The organism is Nocardia sp. NPDC003979 (genome assembly GCF_053605015.1).
This window is the reverse complement of sequence record NZ_JBSGIJ010000014.1, coordinates 83,904-104,282: the sequence shown is the minus strand read 5'-3', so window position 1 is coordinate 104,282 and position 20,379 is coordinate 83,904. Positions and strand designations below refer to the sequence as shown.

At 67.2% G+C, this 20,379-nt stretch carries 24 protein-coding genes; 15 read left to right on the top strand and 9 right to left on the bottom strand.

Annotation, left to right across the window (positions count from 1 at the left end; translation table 11 throughout):
* Positions 1-52 precede the first annotated feature (52 nt).
* From ACWEVR_RS25435 to ACWEVR_RS25425, 3 genes are read left to right on the top strand one after another with little or no spacing between them, the layout of a single operon-like run.
* The gene (locus ACWEVR_RS25435) at positions 53-586 is read left to right on the top strand and encodes a PH domain-containing protein (RefSeq protein ID WP_067490654.1); all 534 of its coding nucleotides are present in this window, start codon (positions 53-55) and stop codon (positions 584-586) included.
* A 31-nt stretch (positions 587-617) separates the two neighbouring features.
* Positions 618-1,307 carry a response regulator transcription factor gene (locus ACWEVR_RS25430; protein ID WP_067490653.1) on the top strand — a complete coding sequence of 230 codons (690 nt, stop codon included), beginning with the start codon at positions 618-620 and terminating at the stop codon, positions 1,305-1,307.
* 6 nt (positions 1,308-1,313) lie between these two features.
* Entirely contained in the window at positions 1,314-2,621 is a 1,308-nt protein-coding gene (locus ACWEVR_RS25425; protein WP_452469004.1) for a sensor histidine kinase, read from the top strand.
* Between the two features lie 19 nt (positions 2,622-2,640).
* Here the strand turns inward: ACWEVR_RS25425 and ACWEVR_RS25420 are convergent, their stop codons facing one another.
* Positions 2,641-3,183 (bottom strand): GtrA family protein, encoded by a 543-nt coding sequence (locus tag ACWEVR_RS25420; protein WP_357146913.1) that lies wholly within the window; start codon positions 3,181-3,183, stop codon positions 2,641-2,643.
* Between the two features lie 39 nt (positions 3,184-3,222).
* Between ACWEVR_RS25420 and ACWEVR_RS25415 the strand changes: the two genes are divergently transcribed.
* From ACWEVR_RS25415 to ACWEVR_RS25395, 5 genes are all read left to right on the top strand, one after another.
* On the top strand, positions 3,223-4,446 hold the full coding sequence (locus ACWEVR_RS25415; protein ID WP_452469003.1) for a 5-(carboxyamino)imidazole ribonucleotide synthase: 1,224 nt from the start codon (positions 3,223-3,225) through the stop codon (positions 4,444-4,446).
* Positions 4,447-4,491: 45 nt separating this feature from the next.
* Positions 4,492-4,998 (top strand): 5-(carboxyamino)imidazole ribonucleotide mutase, encoded by a 507-nt coding sequence (purE, locus tag ACWEVR_RS25410; RefSeq protein ID WP_067641439.1) that lies wholly within the window; start codon positions 4,492-4,494, stop codon positions 4,996-4,998.
* Positions 4,999-5,228: 230 nt separating this feature from the next.
* Positions 5,229-5,975 (top strand): hypothetical protein, encoded by a 747-nt coding sequence (locus tag ACWEVR_RS25405; protein ID WP_452469002.1) that lies wholly within the window; start codon positions 5,229-5,231, stop codon positions 5,973-5,975.
* Positions 5,976-6,039: 64 nt separating this feature from the next.
* The gene (locus ACWEVR_RS25400) at positions 6,040-6,699 is read left to right on the top strand and encodes a TetR family transcriptional regulator (RefSeq protein ID WP_452469001.1); all 660 of its coding nucleotides are present in this window, start codon (positions 6,040-6,042) and stop codon (positions 6,697-6,699) included.
* Positions 6,700-6,870: 171 nt separating this feature from the next.
* Entirely contained in the window at positions 6,871-8,028 is a 1,158-nt protein-coding gene (locus ACWEVR_RS25395; RefSeq protein WP_181697534.1) for an acyl-CoA dehydrogenase, read from the top strand.
* Between the two features lie 51 nt (positions 8,029-8,079).
* On the opposite strand, the gene ACWEVR_RS25390 is transcribed toward ACWEVR_RS25395, so the two are convergent.
* Complete coding sequence (locus tag ACWEVR_RS25390) at positions 8,080-9,018, bottom strand: T6SS immunity protein Tdi1 domain-containing protein (protein WP_452469000.1); 939 nt, start codon at positions 9,016-9,018, stop codon at positions 8,080-8,082.
* A 5-nt stretch (positions 9,019-9,023) separates the two neighbouring features.
* Complete coding sequence (locus ACWEVR_RS25385; RefSeq protein ID WP_452468999.1) at positions 9,024-9,392, bottom strand: hypothetical protein; 369 nt, start codon at positions 9,390-9,392, stop codon at positions 9,024-9,026.
* A 266-nt stretch (positions 9,393-9,658) separates the two neighbouring features.
* Between ACWEVR_RS25385 and ACWEVR_RS25380 the strand changes: the two genes are divergently transcribed.
* A complete protein-coding gene (locus ACWEVR_RS25380; RefSeq protein WP_452468998.1) occupies positions 9,659-10,327 on the top strand; it encodes a hypothetical protein in 669 nt (222 codons plus the stop codon).
* Here the strand turns inward: ACWEVR_RS25380 and ACWEVR_RS25375 are convergent, their stop codons facing one another.
* Together ACWEVR_RS25375 and ACWEVR_RS25370 are read right to left on the bottom strand one after the other, a co-directional pair.
* Complete coding sequence (locus ACWEVR_RS25375; protein WP_452468997.1) at positions 10,328-10,612, bottom strand: GNAT family N-acetyltransferase; 285 nt, start codon at positions 10,610-10,612, stop codon at positions 10,328-10,330.
* A gap of 35 nt (positions 10,613-10,647) precedes the next feature.
* The gene (locus ACWEVR_RS25370; RefSeq protein WP_067490631.1) at positions 10,648-12,021 is read right to left on the bottom strand and encodes an FAD-binding oxidoreductase; all 1,374 of its coding nucleotides are present in this window, start codon (positions 12,019-12,021) and stop codon (positions 10,648-10,650) included.
* Between the two features lie 299 nt (positions 12,022-12,320).
* Here ACWEVR_RS25370 and ACWEVR_RS25365 point away from each other — a divergent pair, with 299 nt between their 5' ends.
* On the top strand, positions 12,321-12,614 hold the full coding sequence (locus ACWEVR_RS25365; RefSeq protein WP_067490675.1) for a hypothetical protein: 294 nt from the start codon (positions 12,321-12,323) through the stop codon (positions 12,612-12,614).
* A gap of 36 nt (positions 12,615-12,650) precedes the next feature.
* Positions 12,651-13,187 carry a GtrA family protein gene (locus ACWEVR_RS25360; RefSeq protein WP_357147716.1) on the top strand — a complete coding sequence of 179 codons (537 nt, stop codon included), beginning with the start codon at positions 12,651-12,653 and terminating at the stop codon, positions 13,185-13,187.
* Positions 13,188-13,192: 5 nt separating this feature from the next.
* On the opposite strand, the gene ACWEVR_RS25355 is transcribed toward ACWEVR_RS25360, so the two are convergent.
* The 3 genes from ACWEVR_RS25355 to ACWEVR_RS25345 are packed head-to-tail and all read right to left on the bottom strand — an operon-like array spanning position 13,193 to position 15,176.
* The gene (locus tag ACWEVR_RS25355; protein WP_452468996.1) at positions 13,193-13,840 is read right to left on the bottom strand and encodes a Type 1 glutamine amidotransferase-like domain-containing protein; all 648 of its coding nucleotides are present in this window, start codon (positions 13,838-13,840) and stop codon (positions 13,193-13,195) included.
* Positions 13,840-14,682 (bottom strand): maleylpyruvate isomerase family mycothiol-dependent enzyme, encoded by an 843-nt coding sequence (locus tag ACWEVR_RS25350; protein ID WP_452468995.1) that lies wholly within the window; start codon positions 14,680-14,682, stop codon positions 13,840-13,842. The genes ACWEVR_RS25355 and ACWEVR_RS25350 overlap by 1 nt, the downstream gene beginning before the upstream one ends.
* Positions 14,679-15,176 carry an HIT family protein gene (locus tag ACWEVR_RS25345; protein WP_452468994.1) on the bottom strand — a complete coding sequence of 166 codons (498 nt, stop codon included), beginning with the start codon at positions 15,174-15,176 and terminating at the stop codon, positions 14,679-14,681. Before ACWEVR_RS25345 ends, ACWEVR_RS25350 begins: the two co-directional genes overlap by 4 nt.
* Before the next feature lie 398 nt (positions 15,177-15,574).
* Between ACWEVR_RS25345 and ACWEVR_RS25340 the strand changes: the two genes are divergently transcribed.
* The 4 genes from ACWEVR_RS25340 (at position 15,575) to ACWEVR_RS25325 (ending at position 19,299) form a co-directional block, all read left to right on the top strand.
* Complete coding sequence (locus ACWEVR_RS25340) at positions 15,575-16,717, top strand: Re/Si-specific NAD(P)(+) transhydrogenase subunit alpha (protein ID WP_452468993.1); 1,143 nt, start codon at positions 15,575-15,577, stop codon at positions 16,715-16,717.
* Complete coding sequence (locus tag ACWEVR_RS25335; protein WP_056818017.1) at positions 16,717-17,019, top strand: NAD(P) transhydrogenase subunit alpha; 303 nt, start codon at positions 16,717-16,719, stop codon at positions 17,017-17,019. The genes ACWEVR_RS25340 and ACWEVR_RS25335 overlap by 1 nt, the downstream gene beginning before the upstream one ends.
* Positions 17,020-17,036: 17 nt before the next feature.
* The gene (locus tag ACWEVR_RS25330) at positions 17,037-18,455 is read left to right on the top strand and encodes an NAD(P)(+) transhydrogenase (Re/Si-specific) subunit beta (protein ID WP_452469031.1); all 1,419 of its coding nucleotides are present in this window, start codon (positions 17,037-17,039) and stop codon (positions 18,453-18,455) included.
* A 115-nt stretch (positions 18,456-18,570) separates the two neighbouring features.
* Complete coding sequence (locus ACWEVR_RS25325; RefSeq protein WP_452468992.1) at positions 18,571-19,299, top strand: toxin-antitoxin system YwqK family antitoxin; 729 nt, start codon at positions 18,571-18,573, stop codon at positions 19,297-19,299.
* A 52-nt stretch (positions 19,300-19,351) separates the two neighbouring features.
* Here ACWEVR_RS25325 and ACWEVR_RS25320 read toward each other — a convergent pair whose 3' ends face one another.
* Positions 19,352-20,350: an ABC transporter substrate-binding protein gene (locus ACWEVR_RS25320; RefSeq protein WP_452468991.1), complete on the bottom strand. Its 999-nt coding sequence runs from the start codon at positions 20,348-20,350 to the stop codon at positions 19,352-19,354.
* Between the last annotated feature and the right edge of the window lie 29 nt (positions 20,351-20,379).

The window sequence follows — 20,379 nt, the reverse complement described above, 5'->3', positions numbered from 1 at the left end:
CCTCCGCCGTGGCATCGAGAAATGCACCGTCGTCGCGCGGTACTGTGCGCATATGGGTTACCCGGAGGATGTCCTCGCGCCCGACGAGCAGCTGATCCTGCACCGCCACCCGCACTGGAAGATGCTGGTCTGGCCGATCATCACGCTCATCGTCGCCACCGCCCTCGCCGGTTTCCTCGGCGGGCTGGCCTGGCGCAACACCACCGGGCACGTGCGAACCGTGCTGCTGGTGCTCATCGGCCTGATCTGGTTCGGGATCATCGCCTGGCGGGTGATCGCGCGGGTGATCGCCTGGAAATCAACGCATTTCATCGTCACCCAGCGGCGGGTGCTCGTGCGTGAGGGCGTGCTCACCCACACCGGTATCGACATCCCGCTCAGCCGTATCTCCAGCGTGCAGTTCAGTCACGGCGTCTTCGACCGGCTGCTCGGCACCGGCACCCTGATCATCGGGTCGTCGTCGGAGGAGCCGCTCGAATACGACGACATCCCCCAGGTGCAGCAGGTGCACTCGCTGCTCTACCACCAGGTTTTCGAGGCGGGCCGCTCGCCGACCGATCAGCACTGGGGTGGCGGCTACCGGTGAGCCGCGGGTCCAGACCACTTAACCTGGGCACATGACCGCAGTACTTCTGGCCGAGGACGACGAGGCGATCGCCGCACCCCTGTCGCGCGCACTGGGGCGTGAGGGGTACACCGTCACCGTCGAACGCTTCGGCCCGGCGGTGCTGCGGCGCGCGCTCGAAGGCAACCACGACCTGCTGATCCTCGACCTCGGCCTGCCCGGAATGGACGGGCTGGAGGTGTGCAGGCAGGTACGCGCGGGCGGCGCCGACATCGCCGTGCTGATGCTCACCGCGCGCACCGACGAGGTCGACTTCGTCGTCGGGCTCGACGCGGGCGCCGACGACTACGTCGGCAAACCGTTCCGCCTCGCCGAACTGCTCGCCCGCGTGCGAGCTCTGTTGCGGCGCAGCGGAATCGGTGACGACGCGGTGGAGGTCGGCGGCATCCGGCTGGAACCGGCGGCGCGCCGTGTGCTGGTGAACGGGGCCGAGGTGAACCTGGCCAACAAGGAGTACGAGCTGCTCAAGGTGCTCATCGACCGGGCGGGTCAGGTGGTCGGCCGCGAGACGATCCTGCGCGAGGTGTGGGGCGATGCCGACCTGCGCGGTTCCAAGACCCTCGACATGCACATGTCCTGGCTGCGCCGCAAGATCGGCGACGAGGGCCCGATGGCCGAGCGGCGCATCGTCACCGTGCGTGGGGTCGGCTTTCGCCTCAACACCGACACGCACCGGAGCTGACGGGTCGTGCGTCGTCGCATCCTGCGTTCGATCCTCACCGTCCTCACCATCACCACGGTGGTGCTCGGCGTACCCCTGATCTACACCGCCTGGCTCTGGGTGGAGGACATCACCCGCAACGATCTGCAGAGCAGGCTGGAACGCATCGCGGCCGAGGTGATCGCCCAGGAACAGGTCGACGGCTACGTCCACGACGGGCTGGACGTGCGCGCCATCCGGGCGCTGGTGCCAGAGGGTGGCAAGCTCACCGTCGTCTACCCGACGCCGACCGACAATGCCGCGCGCACCGACATCGGTGCCGAGAGGATCGACGATCCCCTGGTGGAGTCGCTGTCGATGGGGACCTCGGCGTCGTTGCGGCTCGAGGTGCCCGCCGGGCCCATGCACGCCCGCCAGGAGCAGGCCGTCGCCGCGGTGGCGCTGGCCGTGCTCGCCTCGCTCGGTGCGGCGTTCTCGGTGGCTGTGGTGACCGCGCGCCGCGTCGCCGATCCGCTACGCGACGTGGCCGCGCGCGCGGCCCGGCTGGCGATGGGCGATTTCCGGCCCGACCCGCGCAGGCACGGCATCGCCGAACTCGACCGGGTCTCCGATGTGCTGGACTCGGCGACCGTCGAGATCGCCGGCCGTCTGCAACGTGAGCATGCGCTGGTCGCCGACGTCTCCCACCAGCTGCGCAGTCGTCTGACAGCCGTGCGGCTGCGCTTGGACGAGCTGTCGACCCACAACGATCCGGAGGTCGTGCACGAGGCCGAGGAGGCGATGGCGCAGGTCGACCGGCTCACCGACGCCATCGACGACCTGGTCCGCGCCTCCCGCTCCGAGGACGCCGCCGACCGCGACCCGGTGCCGGTGATGGCCGAGCTGCGCGGTGTGGTCGCCGAATGGACGCACCCGTTCCACGAGGCGGGCCGTGAACTGAGCCTGATCGGCGACGAATCCCTGCGCGCGCCGATCACCGGTTCGCGGTTGCGTGAGGCTGTCACGGTGCTGGTCGACAACGCCCTCATGCACGGCGGCGGCACCTGCACGGTGTCGGTGCGCACGGTCCCGACGATGAGTTCGCGCGACCCACTGGTCTGTGTCGAGGTGGCCGACGAGGGCGAAGGCATTCGCGACGAAATGGCCCCGCACATCTTCGACCGGGGTTTCTCGGCCGGTGGATCGACCGGTGTGGGGCTGGCGCTGGCGCGGGCACTGGTCGAGGCCGACGGTGGCAGGCTCGAGCTGCAGCGTCGCCGTCCGGCACTGTTCGCGGTGTTCCTCGGTTCCAAGGTCAACCGGTCGCAGAACGCGACGCTGACCGAACCGCGCTGAGTTACCCAACCGCGCCTGCTCAGCTCTTGCCGAGCGGTTCTTCCTCGACGAGGTCTTCCAGTTCGGCGACGATCTCGTCCATCTCGTCGGGGAACACCCACCGCCGCATCGCCCAGAACCGGAACGCCATCTGCAGCAGATTGCCGATGACGAACGCGCTCACGAAGTCGGCGATGTTCTCGGTCAGGAAACTCACATTCGGCTGGCGCAGATCGAACACATAGCTCGAGATCCACAGCGGGATATTGCTCAGCACCACGCCGATGCCGCTGACACCGAAGAACAGCAATGCTTCGTGATGTTTCTCGCGGCCGCCGCGATTCTTGAACGACCATTCGCGGTTGAGCACATAGGACGCGATCACCGCGACCACGCCGGAAATGATCTTGGCGGTGACCGGTTTTTCCGACAGAACGGTCCATTTGAGCAGGTAGAACAGGCCGCTGTCGATCACGAACGTCGTCGCGCCGACGATGGCGAACTTGATCAGCTCTTTATGCCGGAGCGCGAGCTCGCGCAGGCGCGGGGGAAGGACGCTGACCACGTCGTCGACGATTGACACGAGTTCCGAGTGTACCGGTAGCAAAGATTCGCATTCGACATGACAACATTGCACGACGTGACTGCACGTTCGTTCGATCCGTCTGCCATGCCCACCGTCACGATGGTCGGTGGGGGCCAGCTCGCGCGCATGACGCACCAGGCCGCGATCGCCCTCGGCCAGCGTCTGCGGGTGCTCGCCGAGAACCCCGGCGACCCCGCCGCCCAGGTGAGTCCCGATGTCGTGCTCGGTAGCCACGACGACCTGTCCGCGCTGCGCACGGCCGCCAAGGGCTCACACGCGCTCACCTTCGACCACGAGCACGTGCCGACCGAGCACCTCGACGTGCTCGTCGCCGAGGGCGTGAACGTGGCGCCGCCGCCGCAGGCGCTGATCTTCGCCCAGGACAAGCTGGCCATGCGCACCAAGCTGTCCTCGCTGGGTCTGCCGGTGCCCGCGTTCGTCGAGGTCACCTCGCCCGCCGACGCGGTCGCCTTCGGTGACGAGCACGGTTGGCCGTTCGTGCTCAAGGCCGTGCGTGGCGGGTACGACGGGCGCGGGGTGTGGATGCCCGCCGACGCCGAGGAGGCGACGGCGCTTGTCACCGACCAGCTCGCGCACGGTGTGCAGCTGCTCGCCGAGGCGAAGGTCGATCTGAAGCGTGAGCTGTCGGCGATGGTCGCGCGTTCGCCGTTCGGGCAGGCGGCCACCTGGCCGGTCGTCGAGACCGTGCAGCGCAACGGTCAGTGCGCTGTCGTCATCGCGCCCGCCCCCGACCTGCCAGAGGACACCGGCGCCCGTGCGGAGACGATGGCGCTCGAGCTGGCGGCCGGGCTCGGCGTGGTCGGTGTGATGGCGGTCGAACTGTTCGAAACGCACGACGGCGAACTGCTGGTCAACGAGCTCGCCATGCGCCCGCACAACTCCGGGCACTGGGGGATGGACGGTGCCCGCACCGGGCAGTTCGAGCAGCACCTGCGGGCGGTGCTCGACTACCCGCTCGGCGACACGACTCCGCTCGCGCCGGTGACGGTGATGGCGAACATCCTCGGCGCACCCGAGGCGCCCGAGATGTCGATGGACGAACGGCTGCACCACCTGTTCGCCCGGATGCCGGAGGCGAAGGTGCACCTGTACGGCAAGGGTGAACGACCCGACCGCAAGATCGGGCACATCAACATCCTCGGCGACGACGTGGCCGAGGTCCGCGAGCGGGCCGAGCGCGCCGCGCATTGGATGTCGCACGCGGTCTGGACCGACGGTTGGGACCCGCACGGCGAGTGAATCGCTGACAACCCCGCGCACCGCACCTCCGCCGAAAGGAATCAGATGAGCACCACCGGACCCCAGGTCGGCCTGATCATGGGCAGCGACTCCGACTGGCCGACCATGGAAGCCGCCGCCGAGGCCCTCGCTGAGTTCGGTATCCGCTTCGAGGTCGGCGTCGTCTCCGCCCACCGCACCCCCCAGCGCATGCTCGACTACGCCCGCGAAGCAGCAGGCCGCGGCCTGAAAGTCATCATCGCGGGCGCGGGCGGCGCCGCCCACCTCCCCGGCATGGTCGCCTCCGCCACCCCCCTCCCCGTCATCGGCGTCCCCGTCCCCCTGAAATACCTCGACGGCATGGATTCCCTCCTCTCCATCGTCCAAATGCCCGCAGGCGTCCCCGTAGCCACCGTCTCCATCGGCGGCGCCCGCAACGCAGGCCTCCTCGCCGTCCGCATCCTCGCGTCCTCCGACGAATCCCTGCGCACCCGCATGGAGCAATTCCAAGCCGGCCTCGAAAAAATGGTCCTGGCCAAAGACGAAGCGCTGCGCACCAAACTTTTGGGCTGAGAGACCACGCCGGTCGCCTCCCTCGGCGACCGGCCGCCCGAATTGCCGAATTCCGGTGAACCGCCGCGATTTTCGCACAACGATTCACCGTCGCATACCTTCACCGCATGGTGACCTCATCGCACGAAGCGATGCATCGGATCTTCCAGCACGACGCCGCGGCAATAGCCCACGCGTTCGTCGTCTTGAATCTGCCGTTCGCGAAACCGACTGCGGTGGAGCAGGTCTGCGTGGATCTGACCGAAACCGCTCCGGTCGAACGGCGTGCCGACACCGTCCTCGACATCACAACGGTCGACGACCGGTTTCTGATGGTGGTCGAGGCGCAGTCGGCGCCCGATGATTCCCGGCCGGACGCTTGGTCGTATTACGTCACGTTCCTGCGCAACAAATACCGGCTGCCGGTCATCCTCGTAGTCGTCTGCCACGATCATTCGACGGCACGATGGGCCGACGCTCCAATGGCGATCGGGCACACGTCGTGGACCACGATCACCCTGCACCCGCTTGTGCTCGGCCCGCACAACGTCCCCGCCATCACCGATCCCGCCGTGGTGGCCCAGGATCTGCCTCTGGCCGCGTTGTCGGCGGTGACTCATGCCCGAGAGAACGACATCGGTGCGATACTGGAAGCGATCGTCACAGCTCTGCGCAGGATGGACGGCAACGAGGCGACCGAGTTCTACGTCGAATTGATCGAGCAGGGTATCTCCCATACCGAAGCCGCTGAGACCTGGAGGAAGTACATGACAGCCGATCTCTCGTTCTTCCGTTCCGAGTCCGCGCAGAAGCTGAGGGAGCAGGGCCGCGCTGAGGGGCGCATGCAGGATCTGCTGATGATTCTGCAACACAGGGGGGTCGCGGTCTCTGATGCGGCAGCGGATCGGATTCGGGCCTGCGATGACGAAGCGCAGCTGACCACGTGGCTGCGGCGATCGCTGGACGTATCTTCGGTGGACCAACTGTTCGGTGAGTGAGACGCCCGCGAGCGAGTGGGCGTCGGGTGAGGCGCTCGGGCGATGGTGACTACGGTTGACGTCCGTGGCACAGGATGATGCGGCGCAGTTTCGGCTGACGGTGGTTGATCAGGCGTTGCGGTTGTTTGCCGAGCGGGGGTACGAGGCGACGACGGTCGACGAGATCGCGGTGGCGGCGGGGATTTCCCGGCGGACGTTCTTTCGGCAGTTCCGGTCGAAAGAGGACGTGATCTTCGCCGATCACGAGTTCCAGCTGGCTTCGGCGCAGGAGTTCCTGGCCGAGGTGCGGGGGGATCCGTGGGATGCGGTGTGTGAGGCCGTGATCGGGGTGTTCGAGCGGTTCACGCAGTGGCGCGATATCGCGGCGCGGCGGTATCAGGTGGTGCGGCGGGTGCCCGCGTTGCGGGAGCGCGAGATCGTCACCGTGTTCCGGTACGAGCGGTTGTTCACCGAGTTCCTGCGCGAACGGCTCCCGGAGACGCCGGATCTGGCGCGCATCCAGTTCACGGCCGCGGTGACCGCCACCCACAACTACCTGTTGCGGCGGATGGTGCGTGGCGAGCCGGGGGCGGCGGTGAGCGATCTGCGGACCGAACTCGCGCTGATTCCCCGTGGCAGGCGCGACGCGACGGAAGGGGAAGAGCTGGTGGTCGCGGTGTTTCCGCGCGACATGCCGCCGCGCGAGCTGGCCGATCGGCTCGCCGCGCGCCTCGGTAACCTGTGAGCCACCAGGCTCGCGACACCACACATCAGTGACACTCGGTGCCACGCCCATATCCCCATGTAGCGATAGAGTGCCCCGGGTATAATCCTCTGTGGATTGGCACTGCGTGCCGAACGTAAGCCCGCTGTGCGAGGCGCAGCGAACACCACCAGAACCAGGAGTGTGCCTTCGATGGCTGGAAACCCCGATTTCGACCTGTTCAAGCTCGAGGACTTCCACGACGAGCTGCGCCACGCCATCCGCGGCCTGGCCGAGAAGGAGATCGCGCCCTACGCCAAGGACGTCGACGGCAACGCCCGGTTCCCCGAGGAGGCGCTCACCGCCCTCAACGCCGCAGGCTTCAATGCCGTGCACGTGCCGGAGGCCTACGGCGGCCAGGGCGCCGACTCGGTCGCCACCTGCATCGTGATCGAGGAAGTCGCCCGCGTCTGCGGGTCCTCCTCGCTGATCCCGGCCGTCAACAAGCTCGGCACCATGGGCCTGATCCTCAACGGCTCCGAGGAACTGAAGCAGAAGGTCCTCGGTGACCTGGTCGAGGGCAAGATGGCCTCGTACTGTCTGTCCGAGCGTGAAGCCGGCTCCGACGCCGCCTCCATGCGCACCCGCGCCAAGGCCGACGGTGACGACTGGATCATCAACGGCTCCAAGTGCTGGATCACCAACGGCGGCAAGTCCGAGTGGTACACCGTGATGGCCGTGACCGACGCCGACAAGGGCGCCAACGGCATCTCCGCGTTCATGGTGCACAAGGACGACGAGGGCTTCGTCGTCGGCCCGCTCGAGCACAAGCTCGGCATCAAGGGATCGCCGACCGCCGAGCTGTACTTCGAGAACTGCCGCATCCCCGGCGACCGCATCATCGGCGAGCCCGGCACCGGCTTCAAGACCGCGCTGCAGACCCTCGACCACACCCGCCCGACCATCGGCGCGCAGGCCGTGGGCCTGGCCCAGGGCGCGCTCGACGCCACGATCGCCTACACCAAGGACCGCAAGCAGTTCGGCAAGTCCATCGCCGACTTCCAGAACACCCAGTTCATGATCGCCGACATGGCGATGAAGATCGAGGCCGCCCGCCTCATGGTCTACACCTCCGCGGCCCGCGCCGAGCGTGGCGAGAAGAACCTCGGCTTCATCTCCGCCGCCGCCAAGTGCTTCGCCTCGGACGTGGCCATGGAAGTCACCACCAACGCCGTCCAGCTCTTCGGCGGCGCCGGCTACACCACCGACTTCCCGGTCGAGCGCATGATGCGCGACGCCAAGATCACTCAGATCTACGAGGGCACCAACCAGATCCAGCGTCTCGTCATGAGCCGCCAGCTCCTGCGCTGATCCCTCAGCACGAACGCCCCCGGCAGGATCCCTGCCGGGGGCGTTTCGTATTCATCTGCCGCCGAACAACTTTCGCCAGCCGGATCGGCGCGGCGCGACCTCGACGCTCACCCGCGCTCCTTCTGGCACGAGCCTGGCCTGCTCGTGAACCTCGCCCGCGATCCCGACCGCGACGACGAAGTCGAGCACTTCTACGTTGTCGGCCGTCATCGCGCCGCCGAGGACGGGTGGATGACTGAAGTCGTAGACCTGATCGGCCGCCGGGGTGATGCCGCGGTCGACGAATTCGGCGACGAGATCGGCGCGCAGCACCTGCGTGCCTTGCGACGGATCCTCGAGGGCCGTCTCGCACTCCTGGAACGACGCCCACCTGCGGGTGAGCGTTCCCGAGATGATGTCCAGCAGCCACACGCCGTCCTCGTCGCCGAGGAAGACGTCGCCGAACAGCGTGGTGAACACCGGCCGCTTCCCGTCGACCCCGATCCATTCCCATTCCTCGAGCGCCACCGCCACCTTTTCGTCCGCGGGGCGGATCAACGTGGGCGTCCGGTCGGCCGCGTTGTGGCCGTGCGCTTCGGCGACGAGGTCGAGGAAGGTCCACACGTCGCCGACCGTGTAGGTCGCGGGCTCCATCGACCCGCCGAGGAACGGATACGGCGTCGGGATGTAGACCTGGCCGTCGCCGAGCGGTCCGAGCAGGGCACGGATTTCGGCGACGTGGCCGGGCAGCATGACGTACTCCGCGAAGCCGGGGTCCCGGAGGACGGTGTCGGCGAATTCCCCTGGCCCCGAGAAGGTTCCGTAGCTCTTGGCCGCGGCCTTGAACGGATGCAGCACCGCGTACTCACCCGCCGCACTTGCCATGAACACGTGCCCGAGGTCGGAATACCCGACCACACAGTCGAACTGCGGGAACTCGGTGGCCCAGGTTGCCGCCACCGAACCCACCGCCACGGGCGGGATCAGCCGGAAACACTCCGTTTTGTCCACAGCGTTCACCGTCCGCCGAACATGCGTTGCCGGAGAGACCGTTTCGGCGCCGTGGCGTGACTGCGCGCCAGTGGGTCGTAGTCGTAGGCGGAACTACACGCCCACGTCGCATCGGGGTTTCGCGACAGGTTGTACTGCACCCCGCGAAGGCCGGTCCCAGCGTAGTGGTGCATGGAGATCAGCTCCGTGAGCAGCGGGCTCAGCAAAGACCAGTCCTCTGAGGTGAACTGTGTGTCCGCCTGGCACCGGACATCGACTCGGTTGCCGTCGAGCCCGATGTCTACTATTGCCGTGGTCGCGTGTTCGTCCACCCGGCTCGCGACGACGTGCGTGACCTCCGTCTCGATGCGGAGCTGAGCCATCCAATCGATCATCGATCTCCGTCCAGAAAAATCGGGGTGACGGTTCGGCACCATCCGGTTCCTCGCCGGCCATCGAACGTTCCGAGCGGAGAGCAACCGAGGAGCATAGCTCTCGGTTCGGTTGCCTGCAATGACTCGTTCAGGAGACCCGAATGGCGTACGCGCCGTTTGGTAATCGGCACAGCTCGTGGCGGGTAGCCCTCCGTCGCGAGTTCGGTTCACTAGCGTGATCGCCCGAGTGGCCGGGAATGCGGCCGGGTGAGTCTCGAGGTGATGTGGTGCGACGTGACCGGATGGTTCGGTGGGTCGCGGTCCTGGGGGTGGGGGTGGCGTTGGCCGGGTGTGCGGCCGAGGAGGCGCCGGGGATCGTGGCGCTGAAATCGTTGCCTCGGCTGGCCGAGTATCCGGCCGGGTATTCGCTGGTGGGCAAGCCGGCGAGTATCACCGCCGCCGAGGCGGGCACGGCGTTGCCGCTCACCTTCACCGATGAGGCGTGCCGTCCGCTGATCGAGAATCCGATCGGTGCGGGGGCGCGGGAGTCGGTGGCTTCGAAGACGAGCCCGGCGGTGTTCCTTGTCCAGATCGTCGAATCGGACTCGGATGTGGCGGGTCTGACCGGCCTGGTGCAGCGGTGCGCGAATGTCGAGGCGCGCACCGGGGACCGCACCTTGAAGATGGCCGTCTCGACGGTGGAGGCGCCGAAAACGGTGGCCACGGAAGCCGTTGTCATCCGGACGAACGGGAATCAGGAGACGCGCGTCCAGGGTGCGCCGCCGGTGCAGACCCCGGTCGCCCAGCAGCGCGTGGTCGCCAGGGTCGGGAAGTACGTGGTGTCGGCGCTGGTGATGCTGTCCTCGATGCCGGAGCAGAGCCAGACCGCCGAGCTCGAGGTGCTGCGGCGGGTCTACGAGATCGCCGTGGACCAACTGGCCCGCGAAACCGCCTGATCAGGGGACCAAGCCGGCGTACTCCGGGTGCTCGGCGATGTACTTCTCGACGTACCAGCAGGTGGGCACGACCTGGTAGCCGTTGCTCCGGGAGTCGTCGAGGCCGTATTTGACCACGTCGGCGGCGACCCCGCGGCCCCGGAACTCGGGGAAGGTCATGGTGTGGTGGAAGTCGCGGACCTTGGTGTCCTCGCGTTCGGCGTAGTCGGCGTATCCCGCGAGGACATCGTCGAGGTAGATCTCGTAGCGGGTATCGGCGACGTTGTGCTCGAGCCTGGTGGTCATACCGGATGCTAACCCGTCGCGGTCGGCGGATGTTCCTACAGGACCGCGCCGGGGTTGAGGATGCCCGCCGGGTCGAGCGCGTCCTTGATGCGGCGGGTCAGGGCCATCACCTCGGGGCCGACCTGGTTGGGCAGCCACGCCTTCTTGAGCCTGCCCACGCCGTGCTCACCGGTGATGGTGCCGCCGAGGGTGATCGCCAAGTCCATGATCTCGCCGAAGGCGCGGTGGGCGCGGGCGGTGTTGTCGGGATCGGTGGGGTCGTGCACGATCAGCGGGTGGGTGTTGCCGTCGCCCGCGTGGGCGATGACGGAGACCAGCACATCGTTGCGTTCCCCGATGGCGGCCACGCCGGTGATGAGCTCACCGAGCCGGGGCAACGGCACACCGACATCCTCGAGCAGCAGCGACCCGATCCGTTCCACCGCCGGAATCGCGAACCGGCGCGCGGCGGTGAAGGCTTCGCCTTCCTCGGGATCGGCGGTGTGGAAAACCTCTGTCGCCCCGGCCTTTTCGCAGAGTTCCAGCATCGTCTGAGCTTCGTGCGTCGCGTACTCGCCCGGTGCGTCCGACCGGGCGACGAGCAGCGCGGCGGCGGTGCGATCCAACCCCATCCGCATCTCGTCCTCGACGGCGTTGATCGCGACGGTGTCCATGAACTCGAGCATCGCGGGCCGCAGCGCCGAGGTGATCGCGAGGATCGCGTCGGTGGCGGCGGTGAGGGTGGCGAATCCGGCGACCACGGTGGCCTGCGGCGGTTGGGCGGGCAGCAGGCGCAAGGTGAGTTCCGTGATGACCCCGAGAGTGCCCTCACTGCCGACGAACAGCTTGGTCAGCGACAACCCCGCCGAGTCCTTCAGCCGAGGCCCGCCGAGCCGAACCACGGTTCCGTCGGCGAGCACCACCTCCATGCCGAGCACGTAATCGGTGGTCACTCCGTATTTCACGCAGCACAGCCCACCCGCGTTGGTTGCCGCGTTCCCACCGATCGAGCACATCTCGAACGACGACGGGTCCGGCGGATACCACAACCCTTCCGCCGCGACGGCCCGCTTCACCTCCGCATTGAGCAGACCCGGCTGCACCACCGCTGTCCGCGTCACGGGATCGACGCTGATCTCGCGCATCAATTCGGTGGACAGCACGATCCCGCCGTCGACCGCCGTCGCGCCACCCGAGAGCCCCGACCCCGCCCCGCGCGGCACCACCGGCACCCCGCGCGCCTGTGCCCAGCGCAGCGTGGCCGCCACATCGGCGGTGCTGCGCGCCCGCACCACCGCGACCGGCGTTCCCGCCTCGGGATCACGGGCCCAATCCTGCCGATACCCCTCCATCACGTCGGCATCGACAACAACAGCCCCCTCGGAAACCTCCGAAACCAGCGAATCCAGATCCACCCGGCGATCGTCCATTCCCAACGCTAACCCGACCAGGCCCTCTCGAGTATGCGATCACCACGCTCTGGTGGCGGCATCGTTGGAGAGCCGAACCGTGGTGATCAACCGTCCAGATGTGATGTGCGCCCGAACAGGGCCGCGCGGACATGATTGTGATTCGGCGCGGCTGGTTGGTGTATACGGCGTCCGAGTGGTCACAATGCAGGGAGGGTGTGATTTGTCGGGGCGCCCGGCGTGTTTTCTTGTTCCGTTGCCTGCGCATCGCGTACGCGATGTCGTTGTGCCGCACCGTTTTTCGCAGGGAGGATCGGATGATGAGGGAACCTCGGGACCGGGCCGAGCTGGTCGGCGCGCTGCTGGGCGCCGATATCGAGGCCGACGCGATGCGTCGCGTGTACGCGGGCGACCACGACGACTGGATGACGGCGCTCGAGTCGACGGGTCTGTTCGATCTGCGCGCGCTCGCCGAGATCGCGAGCTCGTGGGCCGCCGACCCGCGCGTACTGCGTGACGCGCTGCTGGCCGAGGCCGACGAATTCACCCGCCGCCGTTGCCTCGCCGAGTGGGCGGCGCTCGAGCGCGGTCCGGTCGTGGCCGTCGGCCGCTAGCGCTCGGGGCGTTCGCCCGTTGCTCACCTCGATGTCATGTGCCGCTGGCAGGCTGGCCGGGTGGAGCAGCAGGCGAGTGTCACCGATTCGGCCGCCGACCGGTTCACCCGCTGGTGCGAGGGCGTTGTCGCCCGGTTGCCGTGGGGACTCGACCGGTACGTGCCCGCCACCTTCCTCGGCTTCGCCCTCATCAACAGCTTCACCTTCGGCGTCGATCTGCTGCTGCTCACCCTGCTGCACGACGGATTCGATCTGCCGGTGTGGTTGTCCATCACGTGCGCCTATATCGTCGCGTTCGGCCTGAGTTTCCTGCTGAATCGCACCTTCAACTTCCACTCGCACGCCCCGATGGGCAAGCAGGCGGCGGTGTATGTGGTTGTGGTTGTGGTGAACTATCTGGCGTTCATCCTCGGCGTCGGCTCGGGTCTCACCGCGCTCGGCGTGCAGTACCACGTGGCGCGGTTGCTGGCCGGTGGATGCGAGGCCGTGTACATGTACTGCGCGATGCGCTGGATCGTATTCCGCAAACGGACACCGGCACCCGACCTGGCCGAGGCCGACACCGCACGCTGAGACCCTCAGTGTGACCCGCGCAGCACCTCGGTGTGCTCGCCGTCGACCACGACGACATCGTCATCGGTGAGCGCCCAGTGCGGAACGCCTTCTTCCTGGTAGCGCGCAAGCAATTTCGCCGATTCCCCGTCCGGATCGGTGGCCGAGTCCAGGTGCACGACCAGCTGCCGATCCACCAGCCCGAGCCCGTCCCATCGCGGAGCCGCCCCGGTGGTGGGCAACACCTCGCCCGGGTCGTCCATCGTCTCCAGCCCGTGCAGATCGGGCGTGAGCAGGCAGGCGCCCGCGCTGTACCCCGCGTAGGTCAAGACGTCCTCGCGTAGCAGTGCGGGAAGTACCGAATCGGCTCCGCTGCGGGCGAATTGGGCACGCAGCACGAAGGTGTTACCGCCGCGCACCCACACCATCGAATATTCGCGCAGCCGACGCTCCAGCTGCGCGGGCTGCCCGACGTACTCGCGAAGGTCCAGCACCTCGGGCGAATAACCCTGCCTGCGTAGGGGTTCCATGTCGCTGGCGACCGCCGACGCCCAGGCGGCGGGCCAGGCATCACACGCGTTCGGAATCACCGCGACCTTGCCCTTGCCACCCGCCAGCGTGGCGAGCCGCTCGGCGAAACCGCCGAATCGGTAGGAGGCCAGGAACAACCGCATCAGATGGTGAAGGCCAGATTCTGGACGAGCCGGTCGCCGAGGGCGGCATCGCCTTCGACGACCACCTTCCCCGGGTGCGTCGCCGCCGACTGCCTGCCACCACGCAGACGCGCGAAAAGCCCCGAGTCCAAACGGATCACGGTTGTCGGCTCGCCGTCGGCTTCGTCGAGCACCGAACCGCGCCCGCCCTCCACCGCGAGGTGCACCTGCCGGGTCACCGGACCGGTGAGGTCGAGTGTGATCCGCGAACCATCCGGTGCCTTGGCGCCTTTCACCACCGCGCGCCCGAGCCCGAGCGTGAGTTCGGTGAACGCCGCCTCCGCTCGCGCACCGCCCTCGTCGACGCTGCGGCCGATCCCGTCGGCCAGGTCGAGTTCGTGCATCCAGCAGTCGAACAGGCGCACCCGCATGAACCGGCCGTAGGCCACCTGCCCGACCGGCGACACCGTCGGCGCCTCCCACTCCTCGTCGGTCATGGCAACAAGGGCGGCCCGGCGCAGCTCGGTGACCTCGTCGAACAGCGCGAGCAGGCGTTTACCCGACAGCGGCCGCAACCGGTCGACCCAGATCTCGTTGAGCACGGCGACCTCGTTGCGCACATGCGGCAGCGTGCGCACATCGGTCTTGGGGCGCAACGGATCATGGGCGGGCGGGGTACGCCCGAGCAACCACGATTCGGTACCGATCACATGCGCGACCACATCGAACAGCGTCCAGCCGGGCAGGGGTGACGGTCGGCGCCAGGCCTTTTCGTCGAGGTCGGCGACCAAGGTGGCGATGGTCTCCCACTGCTGGGCGAGCAGATCGGTGAGCAGTTCGCGCGGCGGTGTCGGTTCGGTCATCCTTGTACTCCTTCTGCTTCGCTCGACGGGCCAGGCCGATCGGGTTGCCGCCCCGACGTATTCGCCTCGGCGTCGAGCGCGTCGATGCCCGCGCGGATCGCCGCCGCCGTCGAGGTGGGTTCGTGCGGACGTCGCAGCAGGAACCCCTTGGCGAAACCGAGTTTGTCACCGTGCTTGCGCGGCACCACGTGCAGGTGCACATGGCCGACGGTCTGGAAGGCCGCGGTGCCGTCGTTGATCGCGAGATTGGCGCCGTCGCTGGCCAGCCCACTCCGGCGCAGGGCGCGGGCCAGGCGATGACCCACACGGAAGACCTGCGCGCCGAGATTGGGATCGAGGTCGTCGAGTTCGGTGGCGTGGGTCTTGGGAACCACAAGGGTATGGCCTCGCGTGATGGGCCGGATGTCGAGGAACGCGCAGACGGCGTCGTCCTCGTAGACCTTGGTCGCCGGCGCGGCACCGGCCACGATCCGACAGAAGACGCAGTCGTTCACACCGTGAACCCTACGGCGTGGCCCTCGGGACGCAACAGTCCTTGCATGACACACGTCACGTCCCGCTCGGTGGTCGGCCGTCCTACCCGCACTCTCACGTCCAGGTAAGTATCGGACCTGCTTGTGCGTTCTTGTCCTCGCCTACCTGCGGCTACGAATGTGTAGTCAGGCGCCACCCGGCGCCCGGCGGGCCGAGGAAGTGGCTGTCGCTGCGGAAACAGGTCCGCTCTGTCCGTTTTGTGGTCAAGAGTCCAGTTCTCCGCTGTGACGGGCATCTCCGCTAGGCTCACCGCGAGCCGAGTACAGTTGCGAGGATTTCAGTTGAACTTACTGACCGGTAACGTCGGCTGAACCGTTGTTCCCAGGCTCGAAGCCAGCACGAAAAGGAAGTCTGACTAGTGGAGACAACGCAAAACGTTGGCGAGGACTCGCCGCGCGGCGCGCGTGTCGGAGTCGTTCGCGAGTCCGGCGTGGGTGAGCGGCGAGTCGCCCTGGTACCCAAGATCATCCCCACCCTGTCCAAGCAGGGTGTCGAGGTGGTCGTGGAAGCCGGTGCGGGCCTCGGCGCGCTCATTCCCGACGCGGCCTATGTAGAGGCCGGTGCGACGATCGGCGATCCGTGGTCGGCCGATGTCGTGGTGAAGGTGGCTCCGCCCAGCGATGCCGAGGTGGCCAAGCTGTCCTCCGGGCAGACGCTGATCGGCTTCCTCGCGCCCCGCAACGCGGAGAACCAGATCGGTGCGCTCGAGGCGGCCGGAGTGCAGGCCTTCGCGGTGGAGGCGATTCCGCGTATCTCGCGTGCGCAGGTGATGGACGCGCTGTCCTCGCAGGCCAATGTCGCCGGGTACAAGGCTGTGCTGCTCGCCGCATCGGAGTCGACCCGGTTCTTCCCGATGCTCACCACCGCGGCTGGCACCGTGAAGCCCGCGACGGTTCTCGTGCTCGGTGTCGGCGTGGCAGGCCTGCAGGCGCTGGCGACCGCCAAGCGTCTCGGTGGTCGCACCACCGGTTACGACGTGCGTCCCGAGGTCGCCGACCAGGTGCGTTCAGTCGGTGCGCAGTGGCTCGACCTGGGTATCGACGCCGCCGGTGAGGGTGGGTACGCCCGCGAGCTCACCGAGGAGGAGAAGGCCAAGCAGCAGCAGGCGCTGGAAGACGCGATCAAGGGTTTCGACGTGGTCATCACGACCGCGCTCGTGCCGGGTCGCCCGGCGCCGCGCCTGGTGACGGCCGCAGCGGTGGAGGGCATGAAGCCTGGCAGCGTGATCGTCGACCTGGCCGGGGAGACCGGTGGCAACTGTGAGCTCACCGAGCCCGGCGAGATCGTCGTCAAGCACGAGGTGACCATCGCCTCGCCGCTGAACCTGCCCGCCACCATGCCTGAGCACGCGTCGGAGCTGTACTCCAAGAACATCGCCGCGCTGCTGGAACTGATGCTGGTCGACGGCAAGCTCGCGCCCGATTTCAGCGATCAGGTGCTGGCCGATTCCTGCGTCACTCGTGAGCGCAGCGACAAGAATGAATCGAGCGTGGAAGCCTGATGTACACCGAACTTCTCGCCAATATCGCCATTCTCGTGCTGTCCGGCTTCGTCGGCTTCGCGGTGATCTCCAAGGTCCCCAACACCCTGCACACCCCGCTGATGTCGGGCACCAACGCCATTCACGGCATCGTCGTGCTCGGTGCGCTGGTGACGCTGGGCAACGTGAAGGATCCCTCCCTGCTGGTCCAGGTGATCCTGTTCGTCGCCGTGGTGTTCGGAACGCTGAACGTCATCGGTGGCTTCGTGGTCACCGACCGCATGCTCGGCATGTTCAAGGGTAAGAAGAAGGCGGCCGAGTGATGCACGCAGTCGACAACATGACCTACCTGGTCAACGGCCTCTACATCGTGGCCTTCTCCATGTTCATCTACGGCCTGATGGGGCTCACCGGTCCCAAGACCGCCGTGCGCGGCAACCAGATAGCGGCCGTCGGTATGGCGATCGCCGTGATCGCCACGCTGATCTCGATCCGGCACACCGCGATGCTGAACTGGATCCTGATCGCCGGTGGCCTGATCGTCGGTGTGGCACTGGGTGTTCCGCCCGCCGTGCGCACCAAGATGACCGAGATGCCGCAGCTGGTCGCGGCGTTCAACGGTGTGGGTGGTGGCACCGTCGCGCTCATCGCGTGGGCCGAATTCATCGACAGCTCGGGCTTTTCCGCGCTGCACGACGAACCGACCATCCACATCATCATCGGTTCGCTGTTCGCCGCGGTGATCGGCTCGATCTCCTTCTGGGGCTCGATCATCGCCTTCGCGAAACTGCAGGAGATCCTGTCCGGCAAGCCGATCGGCATCGGCAAGCTGCAGCAGCCGCTGAACCTGCTGCTGCTGCTCGGCTCCATCGTGTGTGCCGTGGTGATCGGTCTCGGCGCCAACGACGGTGGCGTGTCGCAGCTCTGGATGATCGCGCTGCTTGTACTGGCCGGTGTGCTCGGCCTGATGGTTGTGCTGCCCATCGGTGGCGCCGATATGCCGGTCGTCATCTCGCTGCTCAACGCCCTCACCGGTCTGTCGGCGGCGGCCGCCGGTCTGGCGCTGAACAACACCGCCATGATCGTGGCGGGCATGATCGTCGGCGCGTCCGGCACCATCCTCACCAACCTGATGGCCAAGGCCATGAACCGGTCCATCCCCGCGATCGTGGCCGGTGGCTTCGGTGGCGGCGGCGCGGTCGCCGCGGGTGCCGGTGGTGAGGCCAAGTCGGCCAAGGCCACCTCGGCCGCCGACGCCGCGATCCAGATGGCCTACGCCAACCAGGTCATCGTGGTCCCCGGCTACGGCATGGCCGTGGCCCAGGCCCAGCACGCGGTCAAGGAGATGGCAGGCCTGCTCGAAGGCAAGGGTGTCGAGGTCAAGTACGCGATCCACCCCGTCGCCGGTCGTATGCCCGGGCACATGAACGTGCTGCTCGCGGAGGCCGAGGTCTCCTACGACGCGATGAAGGAAATGGACGACATCAACGGTGAGTTCAACCGCACCGATGTGGTCCTGGTGATCGGCGCCAACGACGTCACCAACCCCGCCGCCCGCGAGGACCCGTCCAGCCCGATCTACGGCATGCCGGTCCTCAATGTCGACCAGGCCAAGAGCGTCATCGTGCTGAAGCGCTCGATGAACTCCGGCTTCGCCGGCATCGACAACCCGCTGTTCTACGCCGACCACACCTCCATGCTGTTCGGCGACGCCAAGAAGTCCGTCGGTGCTGTCACCGAGGAACTGAAGGCGCTGTAAGACAAGCGAATCACGCACGAAAGGCCCCGCCGGTATTGCACCGGCGGGCCTTTCGCTGTTGTCGGCGAGCGGGTTCGCCGCTGCGTTCGCGACGCACCTCTGCCAGGGTATGACTGTGGCGGATTTCGATGACGATCTGATCGACCGCGATGATCCAGGGGTGCTGATCGATGGGGAGACCGGGCGATTGTCGTACCGGGGCGTGCCGTTCACCGGGTATGTCGAGGTCGGGTCGGCGGGTGGGCCGTGTGAATTCTGGAGCTATGTCGACGGTGACAGAGATGGCACCTGGACAGGGTGGTACGCAAACGGCGTCGAACGGTATGACGGAATGTTCACCGCGAACCGTCCCCACGGCGTGTGGGAGGAGCGGTATCCGTCTGGCCGTCTCCGTCGTGTCGACCGGTACGACTTCGATGACGGGCTGGAGTCGTCGGTGGTTTATGACGAGGACGGGCAGATCATCGAGATCTGGGACGAGTTGACGCGCAAGGGGGTTCCCCGCGACGCGGTCGACGTAAGTGATCCGCTGTTGTCGATCGACAGTGGGTGCGGTCGCGCCGACTACGACGGTGTCCCGTTCAGCGGCTCGGTGATCGAGCGGATCGGGGCGAGTGGTCCGATCGTCGGGCTGGAGACCTATGTGGACGGACGGCGCGACGGACCGATCCGCAGTTGGTATTTCACTGGTGGGATACGGAGTTCTGGGGCGTACTCCGCCGGTCGCGCGGTCGGGCTCTGGGTGGAATACGCCCAGGACGGAAAGCTGGTCAGCGAGTCGGTGTTGTCGCCCGGGGGCGGCATCGTCTCGCGACGGATGGGCGATGGGCGGGAGCCGCGGTGAAATGCGAATCACCCCGCCTGCTGGGTTGCGGGCGGGGTGATCGGCGATCAGCTCACTTGAAGGTGTCGGCCAGGAGGTCGAGGGTGGCCATGGACTGGCGGTAGTCCGGGCGCTTGCTGGCTGCGGGGAGTTCGTAGACCTGGTTCTTCTGGAATGCGGGGAGCATGGCCAGGGCCGGGTCCTGTTTCAGGGCGGGGATGTTGCGGCCGCCGTCGAGGAGGATCACGAACAGGACGGGGGCGTCGGCGACGGTGCTCAGGAGTTCGGGGCTGAAGGTGACCCAGTCGCCTGCCTGGGTGCGGGGCGGGTTGCCCGCCTTGGCCTCGATCTTGTCGTCGATGGTGAAGCCGACGTCGGCGAGGAGGTTGGACAGCGGGGTGCCGGGGGCGAGCAGGATGGGCTTGCCGTCGGCCTGGGACTGCATCACCGAGGTCGCCCCCTGGGGGATCTTCAGCTTGGCCTTCACCTCCGCGACCCGGTCCTTGTAGGCGGTGATCATGGGCTCGACCTTGTCGGGGCGGTTCACGAAGTCGGCCACCGTCTTCAGCTGGTCCTGCCAGTTGGCGAGATCCGAGGGGACGAGGGCGGTCGGTGCGACGGCGCTGAGCTTGTCGTAGTTCTTGATGGTCTGCAGGCCGGGGAAACCGGGCCCGCCGCCGATGATGAGGTCCGGCCGCTGGGCGGCGATGAACTCCAGGTTGAGGTCGTCACCGGAGGGAACCGCTTCGGTGCCTTGCTCTTTCGCGTCGGCGGCCCAGGACGGCGGAAACTCGCCGGGTGCGAGGGTGACACCGAGGATGCGCGGATCCGCGGCCTTCACATTCGCGTCCAGGTCGTAGAGGAATCCGGCGAGGGCGCCGTTGAGCACCACGATGCGCTGCGGGTCGGCGGGCACGGTGATCTGGCCCTTGGCGGTTTCCACCTGGCGGGTGCCGGTGTCGGTCGACCCTTCGGAGGTGGAGGTGCCGCAACCCACTGCCGTCGCGGTGACCGCGACGATCAGGAGTGCGACGGCGGCGCGCATGCGGGCCGTCATTCGGTGCGCTGACATAGGAGTTGTTCCTTCTTTCTATCCAGGTG